General features: G+C 63.1%; 21 protein-coding genes, 1 tRNA gene and 2 pseudogenes. 13 read left to right on the top strand and 11 right to left on the bottom strand.

Features of this window, described 5'->3' with window-relative positions:
• Positions 1-30 precede the first annotated feature (30 nt).
• From DVR09_RS03195 to pepN, 6 genes and pseudogenes are all read right to left on the bottom strand, one after another.
• The gene (locus tag DVR09_RS03195) at positions 31-561 is read right to left on the bottom strand and encodes an adenine phosphoribosyltransferase (RefSeq protein WP_115415652.1); all 531 of its coding nucleotides are present in this window, start codon (positions 559-561) and stop codon (positions 31-33) included.
• Between the two features lie 79 nt (positions 562-640).
• Complete coding sequence (locus tag DVR09_RS03190; RefSeq protein WP_115415651.1) at positions 641-1,492, bottom strand: cytochrome c1; 852 nt, start codon at positions 1,490-1,492, stop codon at positions 641-643.
• Between the two features lie 18 nt (positions 1,493-1,510).
• Positions 1,511-2,804: pseudogene (locus DVR09_RS03185) on the bottom strand (cytochrome b).
• A 23-nt stretch (positions 2,805-2,827) separates the two neighbouring features.
• Positions 2,828-3,400 carry a ubiquinol-cytochrome c reductase iron-sulfur subunit gene (gene petA / locus DVR09_RS03180; protein WP_115415650.1) on the bottom strand — a complete coding sequence of 191 codons (573 nt, stop codon included), beginning with the start codon at positions 3,398-3,400 and terminating at the stop codon, positions 2,828-2,830.
• A 282-nt stretch (positions 3,401-3,682) separates the two neighbouring features.
• Entirely contained in the window at positions 3,683-4,345 is a 663-nt protein-coding gene (pgeF, locus tag DVR09_RS03175) for a peptidoglycan editing factor PgeF (protein WP_115415649.1), read from the bottom strand.
• Positions 4,346-7,003 carry an aminopeptidase N gene (pepN, locus tag DVR09_RS03170; protein WP_115415648.1) on the bottom strand — a complete coding sequence of 886 codons (2,658 nt, stop codon included), beginning with the start codon at positions 7,001-7,003 and terminating at the stop codon, positions 4,346-4,348.
• 42 nt (positions 7,004-7,045) lie between these two features.
• Here pepN and DVR09_RS03165 point away from each other — a divergent pair, with 42 nt between their 5' ends.
• Entirely contained in the window at positions 7,046-7,831 is a 786-nt protein-coding gene (locus tag DVR09_RS03165) for a Rossmann-fold NAD(P)-binding domain-containing protein (RefSeq protein WP_115415647.1), read from the top strand.
• On the opposite strand, the gene DVR09_RS03160 is transcribed toward DVR09_RS03165, so the two are convergent.
• Together DVR09_RS03160 and DVR09_RS03155 are read right to left on the bottom strand one after the other, a co-directional pair.
• Positions 7,815-8,759, bottom strand: a complete 945-nt coding sequence (locus tag DVR09_RS03160) for a DMT family transporter (RefSeq protein WP_115415646.1) — start codon at positions 8,757-8,759, stop codon at positions 7,815-7,817. The two genes, DVR09_RS03165 and DVR09_RS03160, sit on opposite strands and share 17 nt — an antisense overlap.
• Positions 8,756-9,751 (bottom strand): threonine aldolase family protein, encoded by a 996-nt coding sequence (locus DVR09_RS03155; RefSeq protein ID WP_115415645.1) that lies wholly within the window; start codon positions 9,749-9,751, stop codon positions 8,756-8,758. The genes DVR09_RS03160 and DVR09_RS03155 overlap by 4 nt, the downstream gene beginning before the upstream one ends.
• A gap of 61 nt (positions 9,752-9,812) precedes the next feature.
• Here DVR09_RS03155 and DVR09_RS03150 point away from each other — a divergent pair, with 61 nt between their 5' ends.
• Positions 9,813-10,103, top strand: a complete 291-nt coding sequence (locus DVR09_RS03150) for a GNAT family N-acetyltransferase (protein WP_234041535.1) — start codon at positions 9,813-9,815, stop codon at positions 10,101-10,103.
• Here the strand turns inward: DVR09_RS03150 and DVR09_RS03145 are convergent.
• Together DVR09_RS03145 and DVR09_RS03140 are read right to left on the bottom strand one after the other, a co-directional pair.
• Positions 10,100-11,629 (bottom strand): PH domain-containing protein, encoded by a 1,530-nt coding sequence (locus tag DVR09_RS03145; protein ID WP_234041534.1) that lies wholly within the window; start codon positions 11,627-11,629, stop codon positions 10,100-10,102. The two genes, DVR09_RS03150 and DVR09_RS03145, sit on opposite strands and share 4 nt — an antisense overlap.
• Positions 11,626-12,093, bottom strand: coding sequence for a PH domain-containing protein (locus DVR09_RS03140; RefSeq protein WP_115415643.1), 468 nt, complete (start codon positions 12,091-12,093; stop codon positions 11,626-11,628). The genes DVR09_RS03145 and DVR09_RS03140 overlap by 4 nt, the downstream gene beginning before the upstream one ends.
• Positions 12,094-12,188: 95 nt before the next feature.
• Here DVR09_RS03140 and DVR09_RS03135 point away from each other — a divergent pair, with 95 nt between their 5' ends.
• A complete protein-coding gene (locus DVR09_RS03135; protein ID WP_115415642.1) occupies positions 12,189-13,085 on the top strand; it encodes an SDR family oxidoreductase in 897 nt (298 codons plus the stop codon).
• Between the two features lie 301 nt (positions 13,086-13,386).
• Here DVR09_RS03135 and DVR09_RS03130 read toward each other — a convergent pair.
• Positions 13,387-13,461 (bottom strand) — tRNA-Thr (locus DVR09_RS03130).
• Between the two features lie 114 nt (positions 13,462-13,575).
• On the opposite strand from DVR09_RS03130, the gene DVR09_RS17355 reads away from it, so the two are divergent.
• The 10 genes and pseudogenes from DVR09_RS17355 (at position 13,576) to DVR09_RS03085 (ending at position 23,161) form a co-directional block, all read left to right on the top strand.
• Positions 13,576-13,719: a hypothetical protein gene (locus DVR09_RS17355; RefSeq protein ID WP_174223716.1), complete on the top strand. Its 144-nt coding sequence runs from the start codon at positions 13,576-13,578 to the stop codon at positions 13,717-13,719.
• Positions 13,720-13,853: 134 nt separating this feature from the next.
• The gene (gene gpmA / locus DVR09_RS03125) at positions 13,854-14,540 is read left to right on the top strand and encodes a 2,3-diphosphoglycerate-dependent phosphoglycerate mutase (RefSeq protein WP_115415641.1); all 687 of its coding nucleotides are present in this window, start codon (positions 13,854-13,856) and stop codon (positions 14,538-14,540) included.
• 1 nt (position 14,541) lies between these two features.
• Complete coding sequence (purE, locus tag DVR09_RS03120) at positions 14,542-15,024, top strand: 5-(carboxyamino)imidazole ribonucleotide mutase (protein WP_115415640.1); 483 nt, start codon at positions 14,542-14,544, stop codon at positions 15,022-15,024.
• On the top strand, positions 15,024-16,079 hold the full coding sequence (locus DVR09_RS03115; RefSeq protein WP_115415639.1) for a 5-(carboxyamino)imidazole ribonucleotide synthase: 1,056 nt from the start codon (positions 15,024-15,026) through the stop codon (positions 16,077-16,079). The genes purE and DVR09_RS03115 overlap by 1 nt, the downstream gene beginning before the upstream one ends.
• A gap of 111 nt (positions 16,080-16,190) precedes the next feature.
• Complete coding sequence (locus tag DVR09_RS03110) at positions 16,191-16,844, top strand: dihydrofolate reductase (protein ID WP_162814833.1); 654 nt, start codon at positions 16,191-16,193, stop codon at positions 16,842-16,844.
• Between the two features lie 51 nt (positions 16,845-16,895).
• Positions 16,896-18,065, top strand: a complete 1,170-nt coding sequence (locus DVR09_RS03105; RefSeq protein WP_115415637.1) for a dipeptidase — start codon at positions 16,896-16,898, stop codon at positions 18,063-18,065.
• Positions 18,062-18,988, top strand: a complete 927-nt coding sequence (locus DVR09_RS03100; protein WP_115415636.1) for a bifunctional riboflavin kinase/FAD synthetase — start codon at positions 18,062-18,064, stop codon at positions 18,986-18,988. Before DVR09_RS03105 ends, DVR09_RS03100 begins: the two co-directional genes overlap by 4 nt.
• A 102-nt stretch (positions 18,989-19,090) precedes the next feature.
• Positions 19,091-22,206 (top strand): annotated as a pseudogene (locus DVR09_RS03095) (isoleucine--tRNA ligase).
• Positions 22,203-22,754 (top strand): signal peptidase II, encoded by a 552-nt coding sequence (lspA, locus tag DVR09_RS03090; protein WP_174223715.1) that lies wholly within the window; start codon positions 22,203-22,205, stop codon positions 22,752-22,754. Before DVR09_RS03095 ends, lspA begins: the two are co-directional and overlap by 4 nt.
• Entirely contained in the window at positions 22,751-23,161 is a 411-nt protein-coding gene (locus DVR09_RS03085) for a DUF3035 domain-containing protein (RefSeq protein ID WP_115415635.1), read from the top strand. The genes lspA and DVR09_RS03085 overlap by 4 nt, the downstream gene beginning before the upstream one ends.
• Positions 23,162-23,193: the final 32 nt, after the last annotated feature.

Here is a 23,193-nt window from a genome sequence, read left to right as displayed (position 1 = left end):
GCGAATATATCCAGCCCCGGCTCGGACAGCTCAATCGCCCGCGAATTCCATCAAGGCACGGACGTCCACTGCTTCATCGGCGAGGCGCTTGCTTCCACCGAGATCGGGAAGGCCGATCACGAACGCCGCCCGGCTGACCCGGGCACCCGCCTTGCGAAGCAGTGCGGTCGCAGCCAGAGCGGTACCCCCCGTCGCGAGCAAATCGTCGACGATCGCCACCTGCTGTCCATCGGAAACGGATTGAGGATCCATCTCGAGACGGTCAAGTCCGTATTCGAGCTCGTAATCCACGCCAATTACCTGACAAGGGAGCTTGCCGGATTTGCGGATCGGCAAGAAGGGCAGGCCGAGCCGCGCAGAAACTGCTGCTCCGAAAATGAACCCGCGTGCCTCCATTCCGGCGATGGCCTCGGCCCCGCGCACCTCATCCGCCAGCCATTCGACCGACGCGGCAAACCCCCGCCCGTTACCGAGCAGAGTCGTAATATCGCGAAACTGGATGCCCTTTTTCGGAAAGTCGGGAATGGTCCTGACCAAGGCTTTCAGGTCGGCGGGCGTCATATCGTCTCTCCCGGAATCGAAAGCGCCCCTTGCATCGATGTGACGCAAGGGGCGCTGGTCATTCGTGTCGACCGAGGGATCAGTCGCCCTTGCGCTTTGCGGCAGCCCAGATCTGCTTCTTGGACATATAGGCAAGCACGGTGGCGAAGAGCAGGAAGATCAGCACCGGCCAGCCGGTCTGCTTGCGCGCCACCAGAGTCGGTTCGGCGGTCCAGGTCAGGAAGGCCGCGACGTCCTCGGACATCTGCTGCACGGTCGCCTCGGTGCCGTCGTCATAAGTCACCTGACCGGCGGTGGTCAGCGGCGGTGCCATGGCGAGGTTGAGGTTGGGGAAATAGGGGTTGTGATAAAGGCCCGGCCCCGGAGCCGCCTCGGGATGCTCTTCGAGCAGTTCGGCCGAAGGTTCGGCATAGCCGGCCAGCAGCGATGCAACATAGTTCGTGCCGTCTCCGCGCGCCTTGGTCATCAAGGAAAGATCGGGCGGGATGGCGTTATTGTTCGCTGCAGCCGCCGCGACATTGTTCGGATAGGGCGACGGGAAATAATCGGTCGGAAGGCCGGGGCGCATGGTCGCTTCGCCGGTGTTCGGGTCGATGCCCGGCACCTGCTTCGACGCGGCAAAGGCCTTCACCTGGCCTTCGTCGTACCCGATCTGCTCAAGGTCGCGAAAAGCGACATATTTGAGGCTGTGGCAGGCGGCGCAGACTTCGTCATAGACCTTGAAGCCGCGCTGAAGCTGTTGGATGTCCCATTTGCCGAACGGCCCGTCAAAAGAATAGGCGATATCTTCCGGCTTTTCATACGGAACGTGTCCGGCGGCTTCCTCCGTGATCGCGGCATAGGCCCCGACAACGAAGGAGTAGAGTGCGATCAGGGCGAAGCCGAGGCCGACGAGAATGGCGACGAGGCGGACGCTGAGAAGTTTGGTCATTTTCTATCTCGTTCTCGCTTAGACGGCCGGTTTTGCGTTTTCGCCGAGCACCGCCTGCTTGTCTTCGCCAAGCACGGCTTCGGTGATCGAATAGGGCAGCGGTTCGGGCTTCTCGATCTGGCTGACAATCGGGAGGATCACCAGGAAGTGCAGGAAGTAGTAAGCCGTCGCGATCTGGCTGAGCATCACATAGGGCTCTTCCGCCGGGGCACCGCCGCAGATGAACAGAACGATCATCGCGGGAATAAGGCCGAACCAGAAGAACTTGCGGAACAGCGGCCGGTAATGGCCACTGCGCACCGGCGACTTGTCGAGCCAGGGCAGGAAGAACCAGATCAGGATCGAGCCGAACATCGCGATCACGCCGAGCAGCTTGGCGGGGATGAACAGGAAGTCGACCGTGAAAGCGCGCAAGATCGCGTAGAACGGCCAGAAATACCATTCGGGCACGATGTGCGCCGGGGTCGAGAGCGGGTTCGCCTCGATATAGTTGTCCGGATGGCCGAGCGCGTTGGGCAGGAAGAACACCATCGCGAAGAACAGCAGCAGCGCGACGCCGAGACCGAAGCCGTCCTTCGCCGTGTAGTACGGGTGGAAGGGCAGCGTATCGCTTTCCTGCTTCACTTCGACACCGGTCGGGTTCGACGACCCCGGAATGTGCAGCGCCCAGACGTGCAGGATCACGACGGCGGCGATCACGAAGGGCAGCAGGAAGTGCAGGCTGAAGAACCGGTTCAGGGCAGCGTTGTCGGGGCGAAGCCGCCGAGCAGCCAGATCTGGATCGGCTCGCCCACCAGCGGGATCGCGCCGAACAAGCCCGTGATGACCTTGGCACCCCAGAAGCTCATCTGCCCCAGGGAAGGACGTACCCCATGAAGGCGGTCGCCATCATGAGCAGGAAGATCACGACGCCGAGTAGCCAGATCATCTCGCGCGGGGCCTTGTACGAACTGTAGAAGAAGCCGCGGAAGATGTGGAGATAGACGACGATGAAGAAGAAGCTCGCGCCATTGGCATGGGCATAGCGCATCAGCCAGCCCCAGTTGACATCGCGCATGATGTGTTCGGTCGTGGCGAAGGCAACCTGCGCGTTAGCCGCATAGTGCATCGCCAGCACGACGCCCGTGACAATCTGCACCACCAGGAAAAATCCAGCGAGAACGCCGAAATTCCAGAAATAGGACAGGTTGCGCGGAACCGGATAGCCCGCGCCGACCGCGTCGTAGACGAGACGCGGCAATGGCAGCTTCTCGTCGAAGAACTTCATGACCGGATTGGTCGGGGTGTATTCCTTGGCCCAGGGAAAGCTCATCGTTTCGTCTCTTCTCTCTAAGCTCAGCCGACCTGGATGACGGTGTCCGAGGTGAACTCGTATTCCGGCACTTCGAGATTGGTCGGCGCCGGACCCTTGATGATGCGACCGGCGGTGTCGTAATGCGAACCGTGGCAAGGGCAGAAATAACCGCCGAACTCGCCCTTCACCTCGCCTTCGGCCGCACCCAGCGGCACACAGCCCAGGTGGGTGCAGACGCCCATGGTAACCAGCATGTCCTCGCGGCCTTCCTTGGTACGGTCGGCCAGTGTTTCGGGATCGCGCAGCGACGAAAGCGGGCGCGCATTGGCTTCGGCGATTTCCTGCGCGGTCAAACGACGGATGAACAGGGGCTGCTTGCGGAACACCGCCTTGATCGCTTGCCCAGGCTCGACCGCCGAGACATCGACCTCGGTCGTGCTGGCAGCCAGAACGTCCTTCGAAGGCGCCATTTGGCTGACCAGCGGATAGACCACTGCCAGACCACCGATACCGGCGGCACTGACCGCAGCGATGTCTAGAAAATCGCGGCGGCGGATACCATCTTGTGTCTCGCCTGCCGTTTCGTGTGTTGCGGTTGCAGCCGTGTCTGCCATCAGCGCTTTGCCTTGCCTGCTTTGGTAGTGCGCCTCTGCCCTCTCGGGGTTCGACGCGATGTGCGAATCCATCCCGGTCAGCGATAAAGGCCGGAGCGCCCGACGAAATAATACGCGCGCGGAAGCCCCCAACGTGCCCGGTTTGGAGGCGCCTCTAGCCGCTATGCGACAGGTTGCCAACCGCCATTTTGGCAAGCATTGTGCACTGGCATGCAAGAGCCTGGGAATTGGCGCCCCTATGCGGGAGTGCCTGTCGGCCCATGCGCATTGCGTGGGGGAGGCTCAGGCGGGCACAGCAATGACGCTGAGCTGCCGCCCCTCATCCGCTTCCGCGCGATGGGTTGCGCGGCGGAACGAGAAGAAACGGTCGGGCTGCGTATAGGTGTCCTCGGCGAGGTCCTCGATCCTGAGGACACCCGCGGCCTGCAAGCGGTGCGCGACATAGGCAGGCAGATCGAACTGGTAGCGGCCTGGGCGGCCGACTGCGAAGAATTGCTCGGCCCCGTCCCCGAATTGTTCGCGGAATTGGTGATCGACCTCGTAACTTGCCTGCGCGATAGTCGGACCGATCGCCGCGCGGATAAGGTCACGACGCGCACCGAGCGAGATCATCGCCTCGACCGTATTCTCCAGAACGCCGGATCGTGCCCCGCGCCAGCCGGCATGCGCCGCGCCCACAACCCCTGCCTCCGGATCGGCGAACAACACCGGCGCGCAGTCGGCGGTGACGATGCCGAGCACAAGGCCGGGCCGATCCGTGCACAAGGCATCGCCCTCGGGCCGCTCCCGCCACGGCTCCGCGACGTGATACACCGTGTTGGAATGCACCTGCTCAAGCCGAACCAGCGGCGCGCCCGGAAGAATCTCGCCGACATCGAGCCCGACAGCGGTCGAGAACCCGTGCGGGATCGCCTGCAGCAGGCCTGCTTTCAGTATCTCCGCCATTCAGCCCCGCCCAAGAGAACGGGCGACCTGTTCGAACGTGTCGCGTGACAGCTTGGGCGCGGCGGCGATCCGTTCGAGCGCTTCGCGCATCAGTTTCGCGCGTTTTTCCTCGATACGCCGCCAGCGTCCCAGCGGCGGGACGAAGCGAGCAGTCGTCTGCGCATTGATCGGGTCGAGTTCGAGAATAAGATCGGCGATTATCGCGTAGCCCTCCCCGTCCTCGGCATGGAAGGCGGCAGGATTGGCGGCGAAGGCCATATAGAGCGAGCGCACGCGGTTGGGATTCTTCAGCGTGAAATCGGGATGGTCGCGCAGTGCCTTCACATGCTCGATCGCCCGCGGATGCAACGAGCCTGCCTGGATCGCGAACCATTTGTCGATCACCAGCGCATTATTCTGGTAGCGATTGTAAAAATCGAGCAATTTGCCGGTACGCTCGGCGCTATCGAGCCCGGCCAGCACCATCAACGCGCCCTGCCGATCGGTCATATTGTCCGCGCGATCGTACTGGCGGGCTGCCAGCTCGACCGCCTTGGCGGGATCGCTGGCGGCGATATAGGCGAGCGCCAGGGTCTTCACCTTGCGTGCCCCCTTCGCCCCCGCGTCGAGCGAGAACGGCATGTTCTCCGTGCGGGCGTATACTTCCTGCAAGGACCCCGCCAGCCGTGTTCCGAGAGCGGTTTTGAGCGCCTCGCGCCGGGCATGAATGCGCCCCGGGTCCGCCACCAGCATCTGTTCGGCGACATATGTCGCACCCGGCATCATCAAGAGCTCACCGCGCATCAGGTCGTCGAGCTGATCGTCCTCCAATACCGACCGCATGGCCCGCGCGATATCTTCACGCGCCGCCTCGCGCTCATCGTCATCGAGGTCGTCCGTCACATCCGCGACGAGATGCCCGGTCATCAGTTCCTGCATGGCCTCGTAACGGGCGAAGGGATCGTCATCCTTTTCCGCAAGAAAAACCAGCTCTTCGCGCGATACGTCCCGCTCGATCGTCACCGGCGCCGAGAACGTCCGGTTGATCGACAGGATCGGCTTTTCGGTAAAGCCATCGAACGTCACCTCGGCGCGATCCTCGTTGAGAATCACAAGCTCTTCCCCCCTATGCGTACCGCTTGCACGATCGAACAGAGCGAGCTTGAGCGGGATGGGCATGGGCTGCTTTTCGCTCTGGCCGGGAGTGGCGGGAACGGTCTGCGTCAGTGTGAGCCTGGCCGTTTCACCCTCGTGCTCCAGTGTCACGCCGACCCTGGGCGTTCCGGCCTGCGAATACCAGCGGCGGAACCGAGTGAGATCTAGTGCCGCGCCGTCCTCGATCGATTTGACGAAGTCCTCGCAAGTCGCCGCCTCTCCATCGTGGCGGTCGAAGTAGAGATCGGTCCCTTTGCGGAAGCGCTCCTCGCCGGCCATGGTGCGCATCATGCGGATCACCTCGGCGCCCTTGTTATAGACGGTCGCGGTGTAGAAATTGCTGATCTCGCGGTAGGAATCGGGCCGGATCGGATGTGCCAGCGGCCCCGAATCTTCCGGAAATTGCACCCCGCGCAGAATCCGCACATCCTCGATCCGCTTGACCGGTTCGCTCCCCATATCGGCGCTGAACAACTGGTCGCGCAGCACGGTGAAGCCTTCTTTCAGGCTCAGTTGGAACCAGTCCCGGCAGGTAATGCGATTGCCCGACCAATTGTGAAAGTATTCATGCCCAATAACGCCCTCGACCCCGTCATAATCGCCATCGGTGGCGGTTTCGGGGTCGGCGAGGACGTATTTGGTGTTGAAGATATTGAGGCCCTTGTTCTCCATCGCCCCCATGTTGAAATCGCTCACGGCGACGATGTTGAACAGGTCGAGATCGTATTCGCGCCCGAACACCTCCTCGTCCCACTTCATCGAGCGTTTGAGGCTTTCCATGGCGTGTTCGGTGCGATCGAGGTCTCCTTCGCGCACCCAGACATTCAACTCTACCTCGCGGCCGCCCATCGTGGTGAAGCTGGCGCTGCGCGCGACGAGATCGCCCGCCACCAGCGCGAAGAGATAGGACGGCTTGGGCCAGGGATCGTGCCATTCGGCCCAATGGGTATCGCCCTCCTCGCCGGTCGCCACCCGGTTCCCGTTGCACAGCAGTACCGGGAACCGATCCTTGGAGCCGCTCATCCGCACGCTGTAAGTGCTCAGCACGTCGGGCCGATCAGGAAAGAAGGTGATCCGGCGAAAGCCCTCTGCCTCGCACTGCGTGCACAGCATGCCGCTGGAGGCGTAGAGCCCCATAAGCTGCGAATTGGCACTGGGGTCGATTTCGGTCTCGATACCAATCTCGTGGGCATCGCCCGGAAGTGTCAACACGAGATCATCCCCATCCATCACCCAGCTTTGCGTCGGTTCGCCATCGACGGTGACGCTGGTTGCCTCGATCCCGTCGCCGTTGAGCCGGATGGTCGACGAACGGTCGGCCTTGGCATTGCGCGCGATCGTGAGGGTGGAGCGCACCCGGGTGCAGTCGATGCCGAGGTCGAAGTCGAGCCGCGTCTCCGACACGATCCAGGGAAAGGGCCGATAATCCTCGCGCCGGATTTCGGGCAGATTCTTGGGATCGACGGCAGCGTCGGCCATTTCCGGATTTCCGTCGGGATTGGAGGGGGTGCGCGCGATATCCATGCTTTTCCTGTCAATTGCGGGATCACCGGCTAATACGCTCCGATGGCCCGATTGTTCATCTTCGGTCTCGGCTACACGGCGGGACGTTTTGCGCAAGAGATGCGCGCCCGCGGCTGGCACGTCGATGCCACGGGAAGCGCGGGAAACATCGATTTTTCGAACAGCAAATCGGTGGTCGCGGCGGCATCGCAGGCGAGCCATGTGCTGAGTTCGGTCCCGCCTTCCGATGGCAGCGACCCCGTACTCGACCGCTATGGCGATGCGTTGACGGACAAATGGCTCGCCTATCTGTCCTCGACCGGCGTCTATGGCGACGCACAGGGGGCGTGGGTCGACGAGGCATCGCCTACCGGTGGCGGACGGCGCACCGCGCGCGCGCATTGCGATGCGCGCTGGCTCGAAGCAGGGGCACGGTTGCTGCGCCTTCCCGGCATTTATGGCCCAGGTCGCAGCGCGCTCGACCGGGTGCAAGGCGGGAACGCCCACCGGATCGACCTGCCCGGCCAGGTCTTCAGCCGCGTGCATGTCGACGATATAGTGTCCGGCGTCGTTGCAGCGATCGAGAGCGATACGCTGCCGGGCGCCTACAATCTCGCCGACGATCTCCCGACCAGCCAGAATGCCGTAATCGAGGAGGCCTGTCGGTTGCTGAACGTCGCCCCTCCCCCGCTCCAGACCATCGAGGAGGCGAAACTGTCGCCCATGGCGCGCGGCTTCTATGCGGAGAATCGCCGGGTCGCGAATGGCAAGGCGAAGCGCGTCCTCGGCTGGGTGCCGAAATATCCTACATTTCGCGAGGGGCTGGCCGCGCTTACGGTTCGGGCGTAGCGCGTCTTGGCGGGGCGCTGGTACGTCCGCGCATCGCGACGACCATGCCGATCAGGGTGATGATCGCCCCGGCAGCCGGTAGCGCGCCCCACTGAAACCCCTCGAACAGGGTGGAGAGCACCATCGCCACGATCGGAACGATCACCGAACTGTAGGCGGCCTGCCCCGCCCCGACCTTGCGCACAAGCCCGTAATATAGGGGAAAGGTCACAACCGAACCGGCCAGCCCGAGATAGAGAATGCCGAGCGAATAGGAGGGTCGCATGTCGAATTGCGGAAGGCCGTCCATCGCGAGGGCATAGACGGTGTTGATTGCCACGCCGATTGCCATCGACCACGCGAGCAGCGCCAGGAAGGGTTGCTTCTTCGCGCCGTCCATCGCCTGCGTGATGTTGGCGATGCTCGCCGATAGAATTCCGCCGACAGTCAATCCCGCGCCCAGCAGGACCTCTTCGAGCGTGGCGGGGGATGAGCGCCATTCATGCGCGAAGAGCAGCGCCACGCCAAGCGCCGCGATCGCCGATCCGAGCACGAAAGCGCCGGTAATCCTCTGTCCGAGCAGAATACGCCCCAGTACTGCATTGGGCACGACCAATAGGGCGAACATCACCGCGACGAGGCCCGAGGTAATGTAGCTTTCCGCATTGTAGACGAACCCGAAATTGAGCGTGAACTGGAACAGGCCGAGCATGGCCGCCCAGCGCAGCCCGCCAGGCGCGAGGCGCAGCGGTTCCCGCCGCATCGCGGCAAGTGCGAACATCCCGAAAGAAGCCACCAGAAAACGATAGGATATCGACCAGCTCGCCGGAACACTCGCTATCTGGTCGCGGATGACCAGCCAGGTCCCGCCCCAGATCAGGCTGACCAGCAGAAAGGCTGCGAAATTGCGCGGGGTGAAGAGGCTTTCGGCCTCGGTCGGCGAGTTCATAAGCTCGCTATCGCTTTGGCAAGCGATAGCGCATCCTCCTCACGCGTGTTCCAGGCGGTGACGAAGCGCGCGGCATCTTCACCCCAGTCATAAAAACCGAAGCCCCGCTCACGCAGCGTCTCCCGCTCCGCGAGCGTGCAGCGCATGAAGAGTTCGTTAGCCTCAACCGGATACAGCAGGCGCCCATCGCAGGCCTGCGCGATCTCCTGCGCGGCGGCATTGGCGTGACGCGCATTGTGCAGCCAGACATCGCCTTCGAGCAGTGCGTGAAGCTGCGCCGCCAGAAAGCGCCCCTTCGATTGAAGATGTCCGGCGCGTTTGCGCCGATACCGTGCGACATCGGCGAGGTTCTGGTCGAAAAAGACAATTGCCTCCGCCCCGAGCCCGCCATTCTTGATGAACCCGAAGCTGAGCGCGTCGACCGGCCCCGCCGCAGCGGCAGGCGCGCAATCGAGGAAAGCGACAGCATTCGCGAAACGCGCGCCGTCCATATGCAGGCCCAGCCCGCGTTCGCTCGCCAGCGCAGCAATCGCCTCCACTTCTGCCGGCCGGTAGCTGCAACCGTACTCGCTCGCCTGGGTGATCGAAATGGCATGGGGCTGGACTTGATGAACATCGTTGCGGATCGGATCGATCATATCGCGGATCGCTCGAGGGGAGAGCTTGGCCCCGGCGCCCTCGCACAGCATCAGCTTGGCCCCATGGAGGAAGAAGCCGGGCGCACCGCCCTCGTCTACTTCGATATGTGCGTCTTCGTGACACACGACCGCGCCATGCGGCTGGACCATCGTCGCCAGCGCCAGGCAATTCGCTGCCGTCCCCGTCGCCGTCCACAGCACGGTGCACGGCTTGTCGAACACCTGTGCGAAACGCTCGTCGAGCGCGGCGCTCAGCGCATCGCCATCATAAGGCGAATCGGGCGAATCCGCCGCTTTAAGGGCTTCCCACACGGTTGGGTGGACCGCAGCGGCATTGTCGGACAGGAATTGCATCGGAACGCCCTTAACTGCCGGAGCATTGCTTGCACAGAAGGGAAAGTTCGAAAGGATGAAAGTGGAACGGATCGAAATCGAAAGGCAAAACTCTGCGGATAGCGGAGCCTATCTCGCAGTCGGCGCAAGCGGTACAGAAGCCGGGAAGCTGACCTGGACCTTGCGCGATGGGGCGCGGGACGCACAGCATACGATCGTGCCATCGCATATGCGCGGCCACGGAATCGCCGCCCGGCTGGTGGACGCCCTGATCGAGGATGCCCGCCGGGAAGGGTTCACCATTATCCCGAGCTGCTCCTACGTCGCCGCGCAGTTCGAGCGCCATCCTGAATGGGCGGATCTGCGCGCCTAGGCGCGAACGGTCTGGCCCTCGACCATCTCGGAGAAATCCTGCTCGGCCATACTGTCGAGCACGGCGTCGCGTATTCGGCGGGCTTCCACAAGCGGAAGCCCGCGAATGCTCAAACGCCCACCTGCCAGACCAAACCGCAGGTCGGCATAGCCACGCAGTCGCGCCAGCGGATTGCGGACGATCTCGACCGATTGGAGTTTGCCGCGCGAGGCGATGGCGAGATCCGGCGCGAACCAGCCGCGGCGTGTGTAAAGCTGCCCGGCATCGATCGCATGGCGGCCCCAGCGCCAGGCAAGGTATTCCTGAAGCGCCATCCAGCCACCGCCTATGAACACCAGCAGCGCGAGTAATCCGTGGCCAAAGGCAAGGACCACTGCCGAAATAGCGAGCATCGAGCCAAGGCCGAGAAGGATATTGTCGGTCCGGTAGGCAGGCATTGCGCGGTGCCAATCGAGAGTGTGGTCAGGCAGCGAAAAGCCGGTCTCCGCGACCACCGGTGCGATTTCCTGCAGCTGCGCGAAGGGCGCCGCCTCGTGATTGGCCGAGCCGCTGTCGCCGGCAAGGCTCACAAGCTTCAGCGCATGCCAGCCGAACAGGCGGCGGACGAATCCCGTCCTTACCCGCAGCGCCTGCACACGGTGCACCGGCATGACGAGATCGGTCCGCGTCACCAGTCCGCGTCGCCGTCGCAGGCCCTTGTCGGTCCGTTCAAGCCGGAAATCCCATTCGCGCATCACAGTCCGGACCACACCAGTCACCACGCCGACGAGCAGGAGCGAGCCAACCGCGAACAGACCGCCGATTACTTGTGCAAGGAAACCGAGTCCTGCCAGCCATTGTCCCGGACCGGCCAACTGTTCGCGCCAGGCTCTCCAGTCCCAGATTTCAAACGGCAGCAGGAAGTCGATCTGACTTGCGAAGCCGCCGACAACGGCCACGACCGCAAGCGAGAACTCGAACAGGCCGAAGGTGACGACGCGCCGGGGCGACATGGCGAAGAGCAACCGGCTCTCTTCGGTCGACGCGGGCACCTCGTCATCGGATTGCTCCAGCACGGCACCTTCGCGGCGGGTACGCACCAGTTCGCGCAGACGCTCGCCCTCGCTTTCCGGAAGATAGGCCAGCGTGAGATCGTCTCCGCCGCCCGCGCCGGTCTCAAACTTGACCTCGACCAGGCCGAACAGGCGTGGGACCAGTTTTTGCTCGAGGCTGACATCCTGGATACGCTCGTAAGGAACCGAGCGGGCGGCGCGCGACAACACGCCGCTGTCGACCCTTATATCCGCTTCGCCCACCGAATAGGTCAGCCTGCTCCATCGCAGATATGCGAACAGGATATTCGCCCCCACCACTGCAAGGACCAGCGGCAGGAAGAACAGGATCATGTCATCGAATTCGCCTTCATCGAGAATGGCGAAGCCGCCGATCATGATCGGGATGACGAGCTGCGACAACAACGAGACCGCGCGTACCGCAAAGGTGCGCGGATCGGTCCGGCGCGGTGTATCGTCTGTGTTTCCGCTCACCGCGTATCGCGCCGGATTGCCGCGCGGATATTCTCGCGCATGGCAGTCGCGTCCTCATGCCTCAGGCCCGGCAGCGACACCGAGGCGTTGTGCGTACCCGCAGTATGCACGGTCAGTGTGGACAGGCCGAAAACGCGCTCGAGCGGGCCTTGGCCGACATCGATATGTTGGACCCGCCCGAAAGGCACCACCGTGTCGGTACGGAAAAAGATGCCGCGTACGACCCGCAGGCGTTCTTCCGCTAGCGAGAAGCCGGTCGCATGGTAGCGCCGCAGGGGAACACGGATCAGCGCGTAGGCAGCCACGAATAGGGCGGGGATCCACACTGCACCGGTCCAGCCGGGAATCGCCATCTCGGCAATCGTCGCCGCGACAAGCAGGACGAGCGCGGCAATCGCCAGCTGCAAGCGCAGCATCGATTTGTAAGCGGGGTCGAGCTGGGTGAGATCGTCGGCGTCGTCCATGGCGTTCTAGCTAGGCAATACAGCCAGGTGATTCAATTGGGTATTGCGCCGACATTTGAGTAGGACTCTGCCCGGGCAGAGGGGAGGATATAGCGATGGATATTTCAAGGCTGATGTTTCGCGAAGGACTGATGGAGGGCGAACGCATCCTCGTCACCGGCGGCGGCACCGGACTTGGCAAGGAAATGGCCGAAGCCTTCCTCAAACTTGGCGCCGAAGTGCATATCTGCGGGCGGCGCCAGGGCAAGCTCGACGAGGCGGCCAGGGAACTCGGCGAGAGGCACGGCGGAAAGATCGTCGGGCATGCTTGCGATATCCGCGATCCCGATGCGATCCACGCCATGGTCGATGCGATCTGGGACAATGGAGCGCTGACCGGCGTAGTGAATAATGCCGCAGGCAATTTCATCAGCCGGACCGAGGATCTGTCGGTCAACGGTTTCAATGCGATCAGCGATATCGTCTTTCGCGGCAGCTTCTACATCACGCTCGATGTGGGCAAACGGCTGATCGAAGAAGGCCGCAAGGCCAGCTTCCTCTCCATCCTGACCACGTGGATATGGAACGGCGGCCCCTTCGTGGTGCCGAGCGCCATGAGTAAGGCGGGTCTCAATGCGATGACCCAGAGCCTCGCGGTGGAATGGGGCCGCTATGGCTTGCGCTTCAATGCCATCGCGCCGGGCCTCTTTCCCACCGACGGGATGAGCGCGCGCCTTTCACCCGGCGGTGGGGGCGGCAATTCTCACGATGATATGAACCCGATGGGCCGCCATGGCGAAATGCACGAAATCGCCAATCTCGCAGTGTTCCTGATGGGGCAGGGTGCGGCTTGGGTGAACGGCCAGACGATCGCCATCGATGGCGGCGGTTTTCAGGCGCATGGCGGCAACTTCTATGCCGCGCTCAAGGATATGGGCGACGAGCAGTGGGAAGCGATGCGCGCAATGATCAAGGGCACGAATGCCAAGGATAAGGCGGATAGATCGACCTAGGTGCCGCAGCGCATTCGGTTTTTGTTGAGCCTCAGGCACCGGCGGCCGCGTCCGCGGCCTTGGGCTATCCTCGCTCATGCGACCTGGCGGTCGCGTCGCTGCAAGCGCGCAGTCGCGCTTGCCTCGCCTTACGTCTCGGATGGCATCGCCACACGCCCGCGACCGCAAGAGCACCGGGCCGGGGGAGGCCCGGCAAGGCCAAGCGGCCGCCCCGCAGCGGGTGCAGCTTGCTGCACGCATAGCGAGGACGCGCCGACGGATGTCGGTGCGAAAAACAAGGAATCCATTTTTCTTCGAAAAATGGTGCTGCTGGGGAGGATTGAACTCCCGGCCTCACCCTTACCAAGGGTGCGCTCTACCACTGAGCTACAGCAGCACGTCGTGCCCGCCGGAAATGCCAGCGGGGTGGAGGCGCGCGCTAATGGCAGACGCGGCGCATAAGTCAACCTTCGCTTGCGGCTGGAGCCGATTTTCGCAAAAGGAATGCGCCATGAACGCCCAAAACGACAAGATGACCCGCGAAGAGCGCCTCGCCGCGAAACTTCGTGAGAACCTGCGCCGCCGCAAGGCGCAGGGGCGGGAAATGCGCGAATCGGACGAGCAGGGCCTTTCCAAGGACGATGCGGCCAGCTAACGCGCCTTGCTCATTGTTGTCCCGCTTACGCGGGGGTGCGGTTCCAGCCCACTCCCCCACCCGGCCACCCGGATAGTATCTTGCCGTGGGTGCCGGGCGGGGGGAGTGGGCTGGAACCGGAAACGGGAGCAGATATGTCGAAACTCATCCTTGTCCGCCACGGCCAGAGCGAGTGGAACCTTGCCAACCGCTTCACCGGCTGGTGGGATGTCGACCTCACGGAAAAGGGTGTGGCCGAAGCGCGCGAGGCAGGCGAGCTGATGAAAGCCAAGAGCGTGCTGCCCACCACTGCATTCACCAGCGTCCAGAAACGCGCGATCAAGACGCTCAACATCGCGCTCGAAGCCTGCGACCGCCTATGGATCCCGGTCACGCGCGACTGGCACCTGAACGAGCGCCACTATGGCGGGCTGACCGGCCTCGACAAACAACAGACGCGCGAGAAGCATGGCGACGAACAGGTCCATATCTGGCGCCGCAGTTTCGATGTCCCCCCGCCCGAACTCGAAGTGGGTAGCGAATTCGATCTGTCTGACGACCCGCGCTACGCCGGGATCGACGTGCCGCGTACCGAAAGCCTCAAGCTCACCATCGAGCGCGTGCTGCCTTATTGGGAAAGCGCGATCCTGCCGCAACTCGGCAAGGGTGAAACGGTTATCATCTCCGCTCATGGCAATTCCTTGCGCGCGCTGGTGAAGCATTTGTCGAACATTTCGGACGACGAAATTACCGGTCTCGAAATCCCGACCGGCCAACCGATCGTCTATGAATTCGACGGCATGCAGGTGTCGGGCGACCGCTACTATCTGAAGGATGCCTGAGATGAACGCCAAGGTCGCCATCGTCATGGGCAGCCAGTCCGACTGGGACACCATGACCTGCGCCGCCGAGGTGCTCGAGGAACTGGGTGTCGAAAGCGATGTGCGCATCGTCTCGGCCCACCGCACGCCGGATCGCATGTATGCTTTCGCCAAGGGCGCGGCGGATGCGGGCTTCGAGGTAATCATCGCCGGTGCCGGAGGGGCTGCGCACTTGCCCGGCATGATCGCCGCGCTGACCCATGTTCCGGTGCTTGGCGTGCCCGTGCAATCGAAGGCTTTGTCGGGCGAGGACAGCCTGCTTTCGATCGTCCAGATGCCCGCCGGCGTGCCGGTCGGAACACTGGCCATCGGCAAGGCGGGCGCGACCAATGCGGGTCTGCTTGCCGCCGCGATCCTCGCCAATCACGATCCCGCGCTTTCGCAGCGCCTGCAGGATTGGCGCGCGGCGCGCAGCGCGGCCGTGACCGAGCGCCCGGTCGACTGATGCTGCAGCGCGGTTCGACAATCGGTATCCTCGGCGGTGGGCAACTTGGCCGAATGATGGCCGTGAGCGCCGCGCAATTGGGCTATCGCTGCATCGCCTACGCGCCCGAAGGCGACAATGTCGTCAATCAGGTGTGCGACGATCTGTTCGTGAACAAGTGGAACGAAACAGCAGCCCTTGCCGCCTTTGCCGCGCAATGCGACGTAGTCACCTGGGAATTCGAGAACGTACCCGTCGCCACGGCCACGGCCATGCCGGAAGGACGCATTTTTCCGCATCCACGCGCGCTCGAAACCGCGCAGGATCGCCTCGCGGAGAAACGCTTCGTGGAAGGGCTTGGCGGCCGACCCGCCGCTTATGCACGGGTCGACTCGCGCAGCGATCTCGAAGCGGCGGTCGATCGGCTGGGTGCGCCCGGCATCCTCAAAACCCGGCGCGACGGCTATGACGGCAAGGGCCAGTGGCGGATCGGATCGGACCGCGATGCGCAGGGCTTGCATCTCCCTGACGTTCCTTTGATTTACGAAGGGTTCGTCGAGTTCGAGGCCGAATTCTCGATCATCCTCGTGCGCGGACAGGATGGCGAAATCCGGTTTTGGGATTCGGCGCGCAACACGCATGAAGGAGGCGTTCTGGCCGCTTCCACCCTGCCCGCAGGCGACATCATCGAAGCCCAGGTGGACGAAGCGCGCGAGCTGGCCCGCCAGGTCGCCGATGCGCTGAAATATGTCGGCGTGCTGACGCTCGAATTCTTCGCCACGTATGAAGGGCCGATCTTCAACGAGATGGCGCCCCGCGTGCATAATTCCGGCCACTGGTCGATCGAGGGCGCTGTCACCAGCCAGTTCGAGAACCATATTCGCGCGGTCGCAGGTTTGCCGCTCGGCGATACCGCAACAGTCGCGAAGGCCGTCACCATGACGAACATCATAGGCGCGGACATCACGGCCTCGCAGGACCACCTCGCCGCGCCCGACACGCATCTGCACGATTACGGCAAGGCGAAGGTTCGCGAAGGGCGCAAGATGGGCCATGTGACCCGGCTGGAACGGTGAGACACAAGCTGTTCACAGCATTTGAACAGGCCCCTGCCCAGTGTTGCATAATGGACTCTTGCGAAGCCGTGTTGAGAAGATTCTAATGCCTCTATGTCACAGGGACGAGACATGACCGGTTTAACTTCAATTGTGGCCGTGGGTCTCGATGGTGCGATCGGCATCGAAAATCGGCTTCCGTGGTCGCTGAAATCTGATTTGCGATTTTTCAAGCAAACCACGAAGGGCGGCGTCGTCCTTATGGGACGCAAGACATATGACTCTTTGGGGTCATGCCTTCCACATCGCGAAAACATTGTGCTGTCCCACACACCATCGTTGTTCCCGCCGCATGAAGGGTGCCACCACGTCCACAGCATTTCAGAAGCTCTCGCGCTGCGGACGAGATGGCGGACAAAACACGCCTATGTGATTGGTGGCGCGCAGACATATGCACAATTCGCGCCCTTTGTTGACCGATACTTGATCACTATCGTCCAAGCGAAGTTCCCGGACGCCGACGCGTTTTTCGATCAAAGCATCCTAGGAGATGAAAGTCTCTGGGCCAGGAAGGAACTTGAAGTCGAGCGTGTCGTTGCCCAGGGGGCCGACGAGTTCGAATTTCAGGTCTTCGAGCTTCGACATAAAGAAGCGATGGACGTTGCTGCTCGGCGAAACGCGCTTGTTTCCGAACATCAAGAACGGAACCACCTTCATAAACCCAAGCGACCGCTCGCGCGTGGCCGTTCCACGACAGAAAGCGGCGAGCTTCGCCTTTTTGCCTAGGCTCCTTTCGAACACCAAAGGCTTCATTGCCATGCGACCGGAGCTACATTCATGAGAAAAAGGCTCTGTGTTGGCCTCGCTGGCGTGATACTCATCGCGCTTGCCGGGTTCTTCCTGCTCGTACCGGGAATGGCCGAACGGGATATGAACCAGATCGACGGCAAGCCGCTCATCGAAGTGTCCGACGAGGCGAAGGCGCTTCACGCGACGCTCGATGTCGTCGATCTTCATGCCGACACGCTGCTGTGGAAGCGCGATATGCTCGACCGGGCGGAGCGCGGCCATGTCGATCTGCCGCGGCTGCGCGAAGGAAACGTGGCGTTGCAGGTCTTCTCCAGCGTTACCAAGACGCCGCGCGGGCAGAATTACGATTCGAACTCCGCCGATAGCGACAACATCACCCTGCTGGCGATCGGCCAGATGCAGCCGGTGCGGACCTGGCGCAGCCTGCTCGAACGTTCGCTATGGCATGCCGAGAAACTGGAGCGTGCGGCGGCAAGCTCGCGCGAGGAACTCCGGCTCATCCGCTCTCCCGCCGACCTCAAGCGGCTACTCGGTCGCCGCGCGGCAGAGAACAAGGGCATTGGCGCCCTGTTCAGCGCCGAGGGCCTGCAGAGCCTCGAAGGCGATCCCGACAATCTCGACCGGCTTTATGCGGCGGGCATGCGTATGGCAGGCCTCACCCATTTCTTCGACAACGAACTTGCCGGATCGATGCACGGGATCGAAAAGGGCGGGCTCACCCCGATGGGACGCGATGTGATCCGCCGGATGGAACGCATGGGAATGATCGTCGATATCGCGCATTGCAGCCACCAGTGCGTCGCCGAAGTGCTCGCCATCGCGACACGGCCGGTGGTCTCCAGCCATGGCGGCGTGCAGGCGACCTGCGAGGTCAACCGCAACCTCACCGACGAAGAGATACGCGGCGTCGCCGCGACCGGCGGGATCATCGGCGTCGGCTATTGGGAGGGCGCGGTGTGTGACACCTCCCCGCGCGCCACCGCGAAGGCGATGAAGCATATTCGTGACCTCGTGGGCATCGAGCATGTCGCGCTGGGCAGCGATTATGACGGCGCGGTCACCGTGCGCTTCGACACCTCGCAGCTAACTCAGATGACGCAGGCGCTGATCGACGAAGGGTTTGCCGAGGACGAGATTCGCGCGGCAATGGGCGGCAATGCGCTGCGTGTGATCGGCGAAGGGCTGGTGCCCCAATGAGGTGGCTCGATCACCGCGAACCGCTGCCCGAGAGCCTGCGCGGCGCGATCATCGCATTGGGCAATTTCGACGGCTTCCACCTCGGCCACCAGGCCGTGGCGGGAGAGGCGATCCGCTGGGCGCGCGCGCAGGGCCGCCCAAGCATCATCGCGACCTTCGATCCGCATCCGGTGCGGCATTTCAAGCCCGATGCGCCGCCCTTCCGCCTGACCACGCTCGAGCAGCGGCAGGAACACTATATCGCCGCCGGGGCAACCGCGATGCTGGTATTCCATTTCGATGGCGAACTGGCCGGAACCACGGCAGAGGATTTCGTGGGCAGGCTGCTCGGCGATCATCTCGGCGTCGCGGGCGTCGTTACCGGCAAGGATTTCACCTTCGGCAAGGCGCGCGGCGGCAATTTCGACAAGCTGGTGAGCCTCGGCAGGGATGCCGGGATCGAGGCGCGCGCAGTGCCGCCGGTGATGGATGGGGGAAAGCCGGTATCCTCCAGCCGGGTGCGCGATGCGCTACGCGAGGGCGATCCGCAGGAGGCCGCGCGCCTGCTCACCCGCCCCTTCGCCATTCGCGGCGTGGTTCAACACGGCGACAAGCGCGGGCGCGAGATCGGCTATCCCACGGCGAACCTGCCGGTCGAACATTATCTGCGCCCGAAATATGGCGTTTACGCAGTGACCGGGCGTATCCTGTCGACCGGGCAGGAACTGAAGGGCGCGGCCAATATCGGCGTGCGCCCGCAATTCGACCCGCCCAAGGAATTGCTCGAGCCCTATTTCTTCGATTTCTCGGGCGATCTCTACGGCCAGGAAATCGAAGTCGCCTTCCACCACTTCCTGCGCGGCGAGGCGAAGTTCGATTCGCTCGAGGGTCTGATCGCCCAGATGGAAAAGGATTGCGACGAGGCCAGGGGGCTGCTCGGCTGACCCGTCACCCCGGACGTGATCCGGGAGTCGAAGTGGTGGGAGAGGTAGCGAAGCGACGAAACACTTTATCGCCGCCGCCGATTGCCCTAACGGCTCGCCTCTATGTCCGAGAAGCGCGATTACAGAGACACGGTCTTCCTGCCCAAGACCGATTTTCCCATGAAGGCCGGCCTCCCCGCAAAGGAGCCGAAGATTGCCGCGCGCTGGGAAGAGGAAGGCCTCTACCGTCAGATGCGCGAGGCGCGCGCCGGGCGCAAGAAATTCATCCTGCATGACGGCCCGCCTTACGCCAATGGCGACATGCATATCGGCCATGCGCTCAACCACACGCTCAAGGACATGGTCTGCCGCACGCAGAACCTGATGGGCAAGGACGCGCCCTATGTGCCGGGCTGGGACTGCCATGGCCTGCCGATCGAATGGAAGGTCGAGGAGCAGTACCGCAAGAAGAAGCGCAGCAAGAACGAGGTCCAGCCGAAGGAATTCCGCGCCGAATGCCGCGCCTACGCCCAGAAATGGGTCGATGTGCAGCGCGAGCAGTTGAAGCGGCTCGGCATCATGGGCGACTGGGACAACCCCTATCTGACCATGCAGTTCGAGAGCGAGGCGACCATCGTCGCCGAGCTGATGAAATTCGCCGAGGCGGGCAATCTCTATCGCGGCTCGAAGCCGGTAATGTGGAGCCCGGTGGAAGAAACCGCGCTGGCCGAAGCCGAGGTCGAATACGAGGACCTGACCGACAGCCCGCAGATCGACGTAGCGTTCGAGATCGTGGAAAGCCCGATCGAGGAGCTGGTCGGCGCGTATGCGGTGGTGTGGACCACCACGCCGTGGACGATTCCGGTGAACCAGGCTTTGGCCTATGGCGAAGACGTTGAATATGTTCTTCTTGAACTGGACTCGATAGTCCACACCGCTTGGTCATCGGTCAATGAACCGCATCCTCCCTACCCTGACGAGTTGCGCACTAGGCTGGCGGGCCAACGATTCCTGATAGCGTCGGCGCTTCTGGATGACTTCAAGGCCCGTTATGAGAGGCAGATCGCTCGCGACGGACATAGTGGCGTTGGGCTGGTGCTTGCAAAGCGTTGGAGTGGCAAAGGCTCCGACCTCGCCGGCACCGTCGCGCGTCATCCCATCTACGACCTCCTCCTCTCCCGTCAGCCCGGACTTGATCCGGGCCAAGGCTCTTCTTCTGCGACGGCAGCGGAAGGCAGCACCACCCCGGATCAAGTCCGGGGCGACGACGGAAGTGAGGTCGCGACGTGGGAAAAGGCGCTCGCATTCTACGCGAAGCCGCGCCCCTTCCTGCCGGGCGATTTCGTCACCACCGACAGCGGCACCGGTCTCGTCCACATGTCGCCCGACCATGGCGAGGATGATTTCCTGCTCTGCCGCGAGCATGGGATCGAGCCGGTCTTCGCGGTCATGGCCGATGGGCGCTATCGCGACGACTGGCCGTGGCTCGGCGGCGAGGACGAGCGTCGGCGCAGTGTCATCAATAAGCCGTTCAATGCGCCCGAAGGCCCGATCTGTTCGGACCTGCGCGAAGCGGGCGCGCTGCTATCGGCGAGCGCCGATTACGAACATTCCTACCCGCATTCGTGGCGCTCGAAAGCCAAGGTCATCTATCGCTGCACACCCCAATGGTTCGTGCCGATGGACAAGGAGCTCAGTACCGCAGCTCCCTCCCCGCTGGGGAGGGCCGGGGTGGGGGGGCCGCGCCCGCGACCGCCGAACACCCATCCCCAACCCCTTCCCTGGAGGGAAGGGGCTCGACGCTTCGTGAAATCGCCATGTCCGAGATCGAGCGCGTGCGCTTCGTGCCCGAGAAGGGGCGCCGCCGGATCGGCTCGATGGTCGAAGGCCGCCCCGACTGGGTGCTCAGCCGCCAGCGCGCCTGGGGCGTGCCGATCACGCTCTTCGTACGGCCTGACGGTTCCTATTTGCAAGACCCGGACGTCAACGCCCGCGTCGTCGTCGCAGTGCGCGAAGAGGGCGTCGATGCCTGGGAGGAGAGCCGCAAGGCCGAATTCCTCGGACCCGAGCACGATCCGGACGAGTTCGAGATGGTCACCGACATTCTCGACGTCTGGTTCGATTCGGGCTGCACCCACGCCTTTACGCTGGAAAGCGGGCGCTGGCCTGCACTCAAATGGCCCGCCGATCTCTATCTCGAAGGCAGCGACCAGCATCGCGGCTGGTTCCAGTCCTCGCTGCTCGAAAGCTGCGCCACACGCGGCCGTGCGCCCTACGACCAGGTGCTGACCCACGGCTTCACCATGGCGAGCGACGGGCGCAAGATGTCCAAGAGCCTCGGCAACACGATCGATCCGCTCAAGGTCATGGAACAGTACGGCGCGGACATCATCCGCCTGTGGGCATTGAGCGTCGATTCGACCGAGGATCACCGCATCGGCGACGAGATCCTCAAAGGCACGGGCGACCAGTACCGGAAGCTGCGCAACACCTTCCGCTATCTGCTCGGCGCGCTCGACGGCTTCGTCGGCGATCTGAGCGATGTCGGCGAAGTGCCCGAACTGGAGCTCTATGTCCTCGCGCTGCTCGCCGATCTCGACGGCAAGCTGCGCCAGGCGGCGGAGAATTACGACTTCACCGCCTATACGCGGCTATTGGTCGATTTCTGCAACGAGGACCTGTCGGCCTTCTACTTCGATATCCGCAAGGACGTGCTCTATTGCGACGGGCCGGACAGCGTGAAGCGCAATGCCTATCGCACCGTGCTCGACCTGCTGTTCCACGCGTTGGTCCGCTATGCCGCGCCGGTACTGGTGTTCACTGCCGAGGAAGTGTGGTCGACCCGCTATCCAGATGGCGGCAGCGTCCATCTGCTCGAATGGCCCGCAGTGCCGGGCATTGGTGCAGACGGTACAAAGTGGGCTAAACTGCGCGCCCTTCGCGAAGATGTGATGGAAGCGATCGAGCCGCTGCGGCGCGACAAGGTGATCCGCTCGGGGCTGGAGGCCGACGTGGTCGTGCCCGCCGCGGCGGTGCCCGAAGGGTTCAGCGACGCCGATCTGGCCGAATTGTTCATCACCGCGTCAGTCACGCGCGGCGATAGCGATATGGTGACGGTCACGCGGACAAACGAAAGCAAGTGCGGGCGCTGCTGGCGCCTGCTACCATCGGTCGAGGAAGATGGCGATCTGTGCGATCGCTGCGAACCCGTCGTCGCGCAATGGGATGCCGCCCGATGAACGCCGTGCTGAAAAACCGCCTGATCGGCTGTGTGGTCGCGCTGGCGATCTTTGCCGCCGATCAGTGGAGCAAGAATTACGTTACCAAGGTGCTCGGTATCGACCGGGTCGGCGACGCCATGGAACTGCTGCCGATCTTCGACCTGCGCTTCACGCGCAATTTCGGCGTGTCGCTGGGTATGTTCGAGGCGACCAGCCCCGAAATGCGCTGGGGCCTGGTCCTCGTCACCGCGCTGATCGCGCTGGTCGTGACGGTGTGGATGCTGCGCGAAAAACTGCTCGGCGATATCCTGGCCCTGTCGCTGATCCTCGGCGGGGCTCTGGGCAATATCAAGGACCGGTACGCGTTCGGCTATGTCGTCGATTTCGCCGATCTGCATTTCGGGGATTTCCGCCCCTTTCTGATTTTCAACGTCGCCGATGCGGCTATCACCATCGGCGTAGTCATCGTCCTTGCGCGGGCCTTCTTCATGCGCGACAAGGATGAACAAGAGGTCGATGGCCTCATGTACAACAAGGCGGCCGACGCCGCGGAGAGCAAGCAATGACCCAATACGCCCGTATCGCCCTGATCGCCGGCCTCGGCGCCATGACCGCAGCCTGCGGTGGCGGGGGCCTGCTCAACCGTGACCGGCCCGACGAATTCGCCGTCCAGCGCCAGGCTCCCCTGGTGGTGCCGCCCGAATTCAACCTCGTTCCTCCGCAGCCCGGCGCCCCGCGCCCGGCCGAAGGCAGCGCCGCACAGCAGACACTCGAAGCGTTGTTTGGCGGCCCTCAGGCACGCAGCGGCGTGGAGACGAGCCTGCTCGAACGCGCTGGAACAGCCGCGCCCGGTATCCGCAGCGCGGTGGGTGACCCGGATACCGCGACCGTCGCCAAGGGCAGCGTGACCCGCGACATCATTGCCGCGCCCGAAGGCGACGGTGCGAGCGCGAGCGCGGTGATCCCCCGGTAAGGGGTTTTGTTTTGCGAGCCCGCCTCCGCGGG

The sequence above is a fragment of the Erythrobacter aureus genome (assembly GCF_003355455.1).
Taxonomy (GTDB): Bacteria; Pseudomonadota; Alphaproteobacteria; order Sphingomonadales; family Sphingomonadaceae; genus Qipengyuania; species Qipengyuania aurea.
Note: the sequence above shows the minus strand (reverse complement) of the source record. Positions and strands in the feature narration are given on the sequence as shown.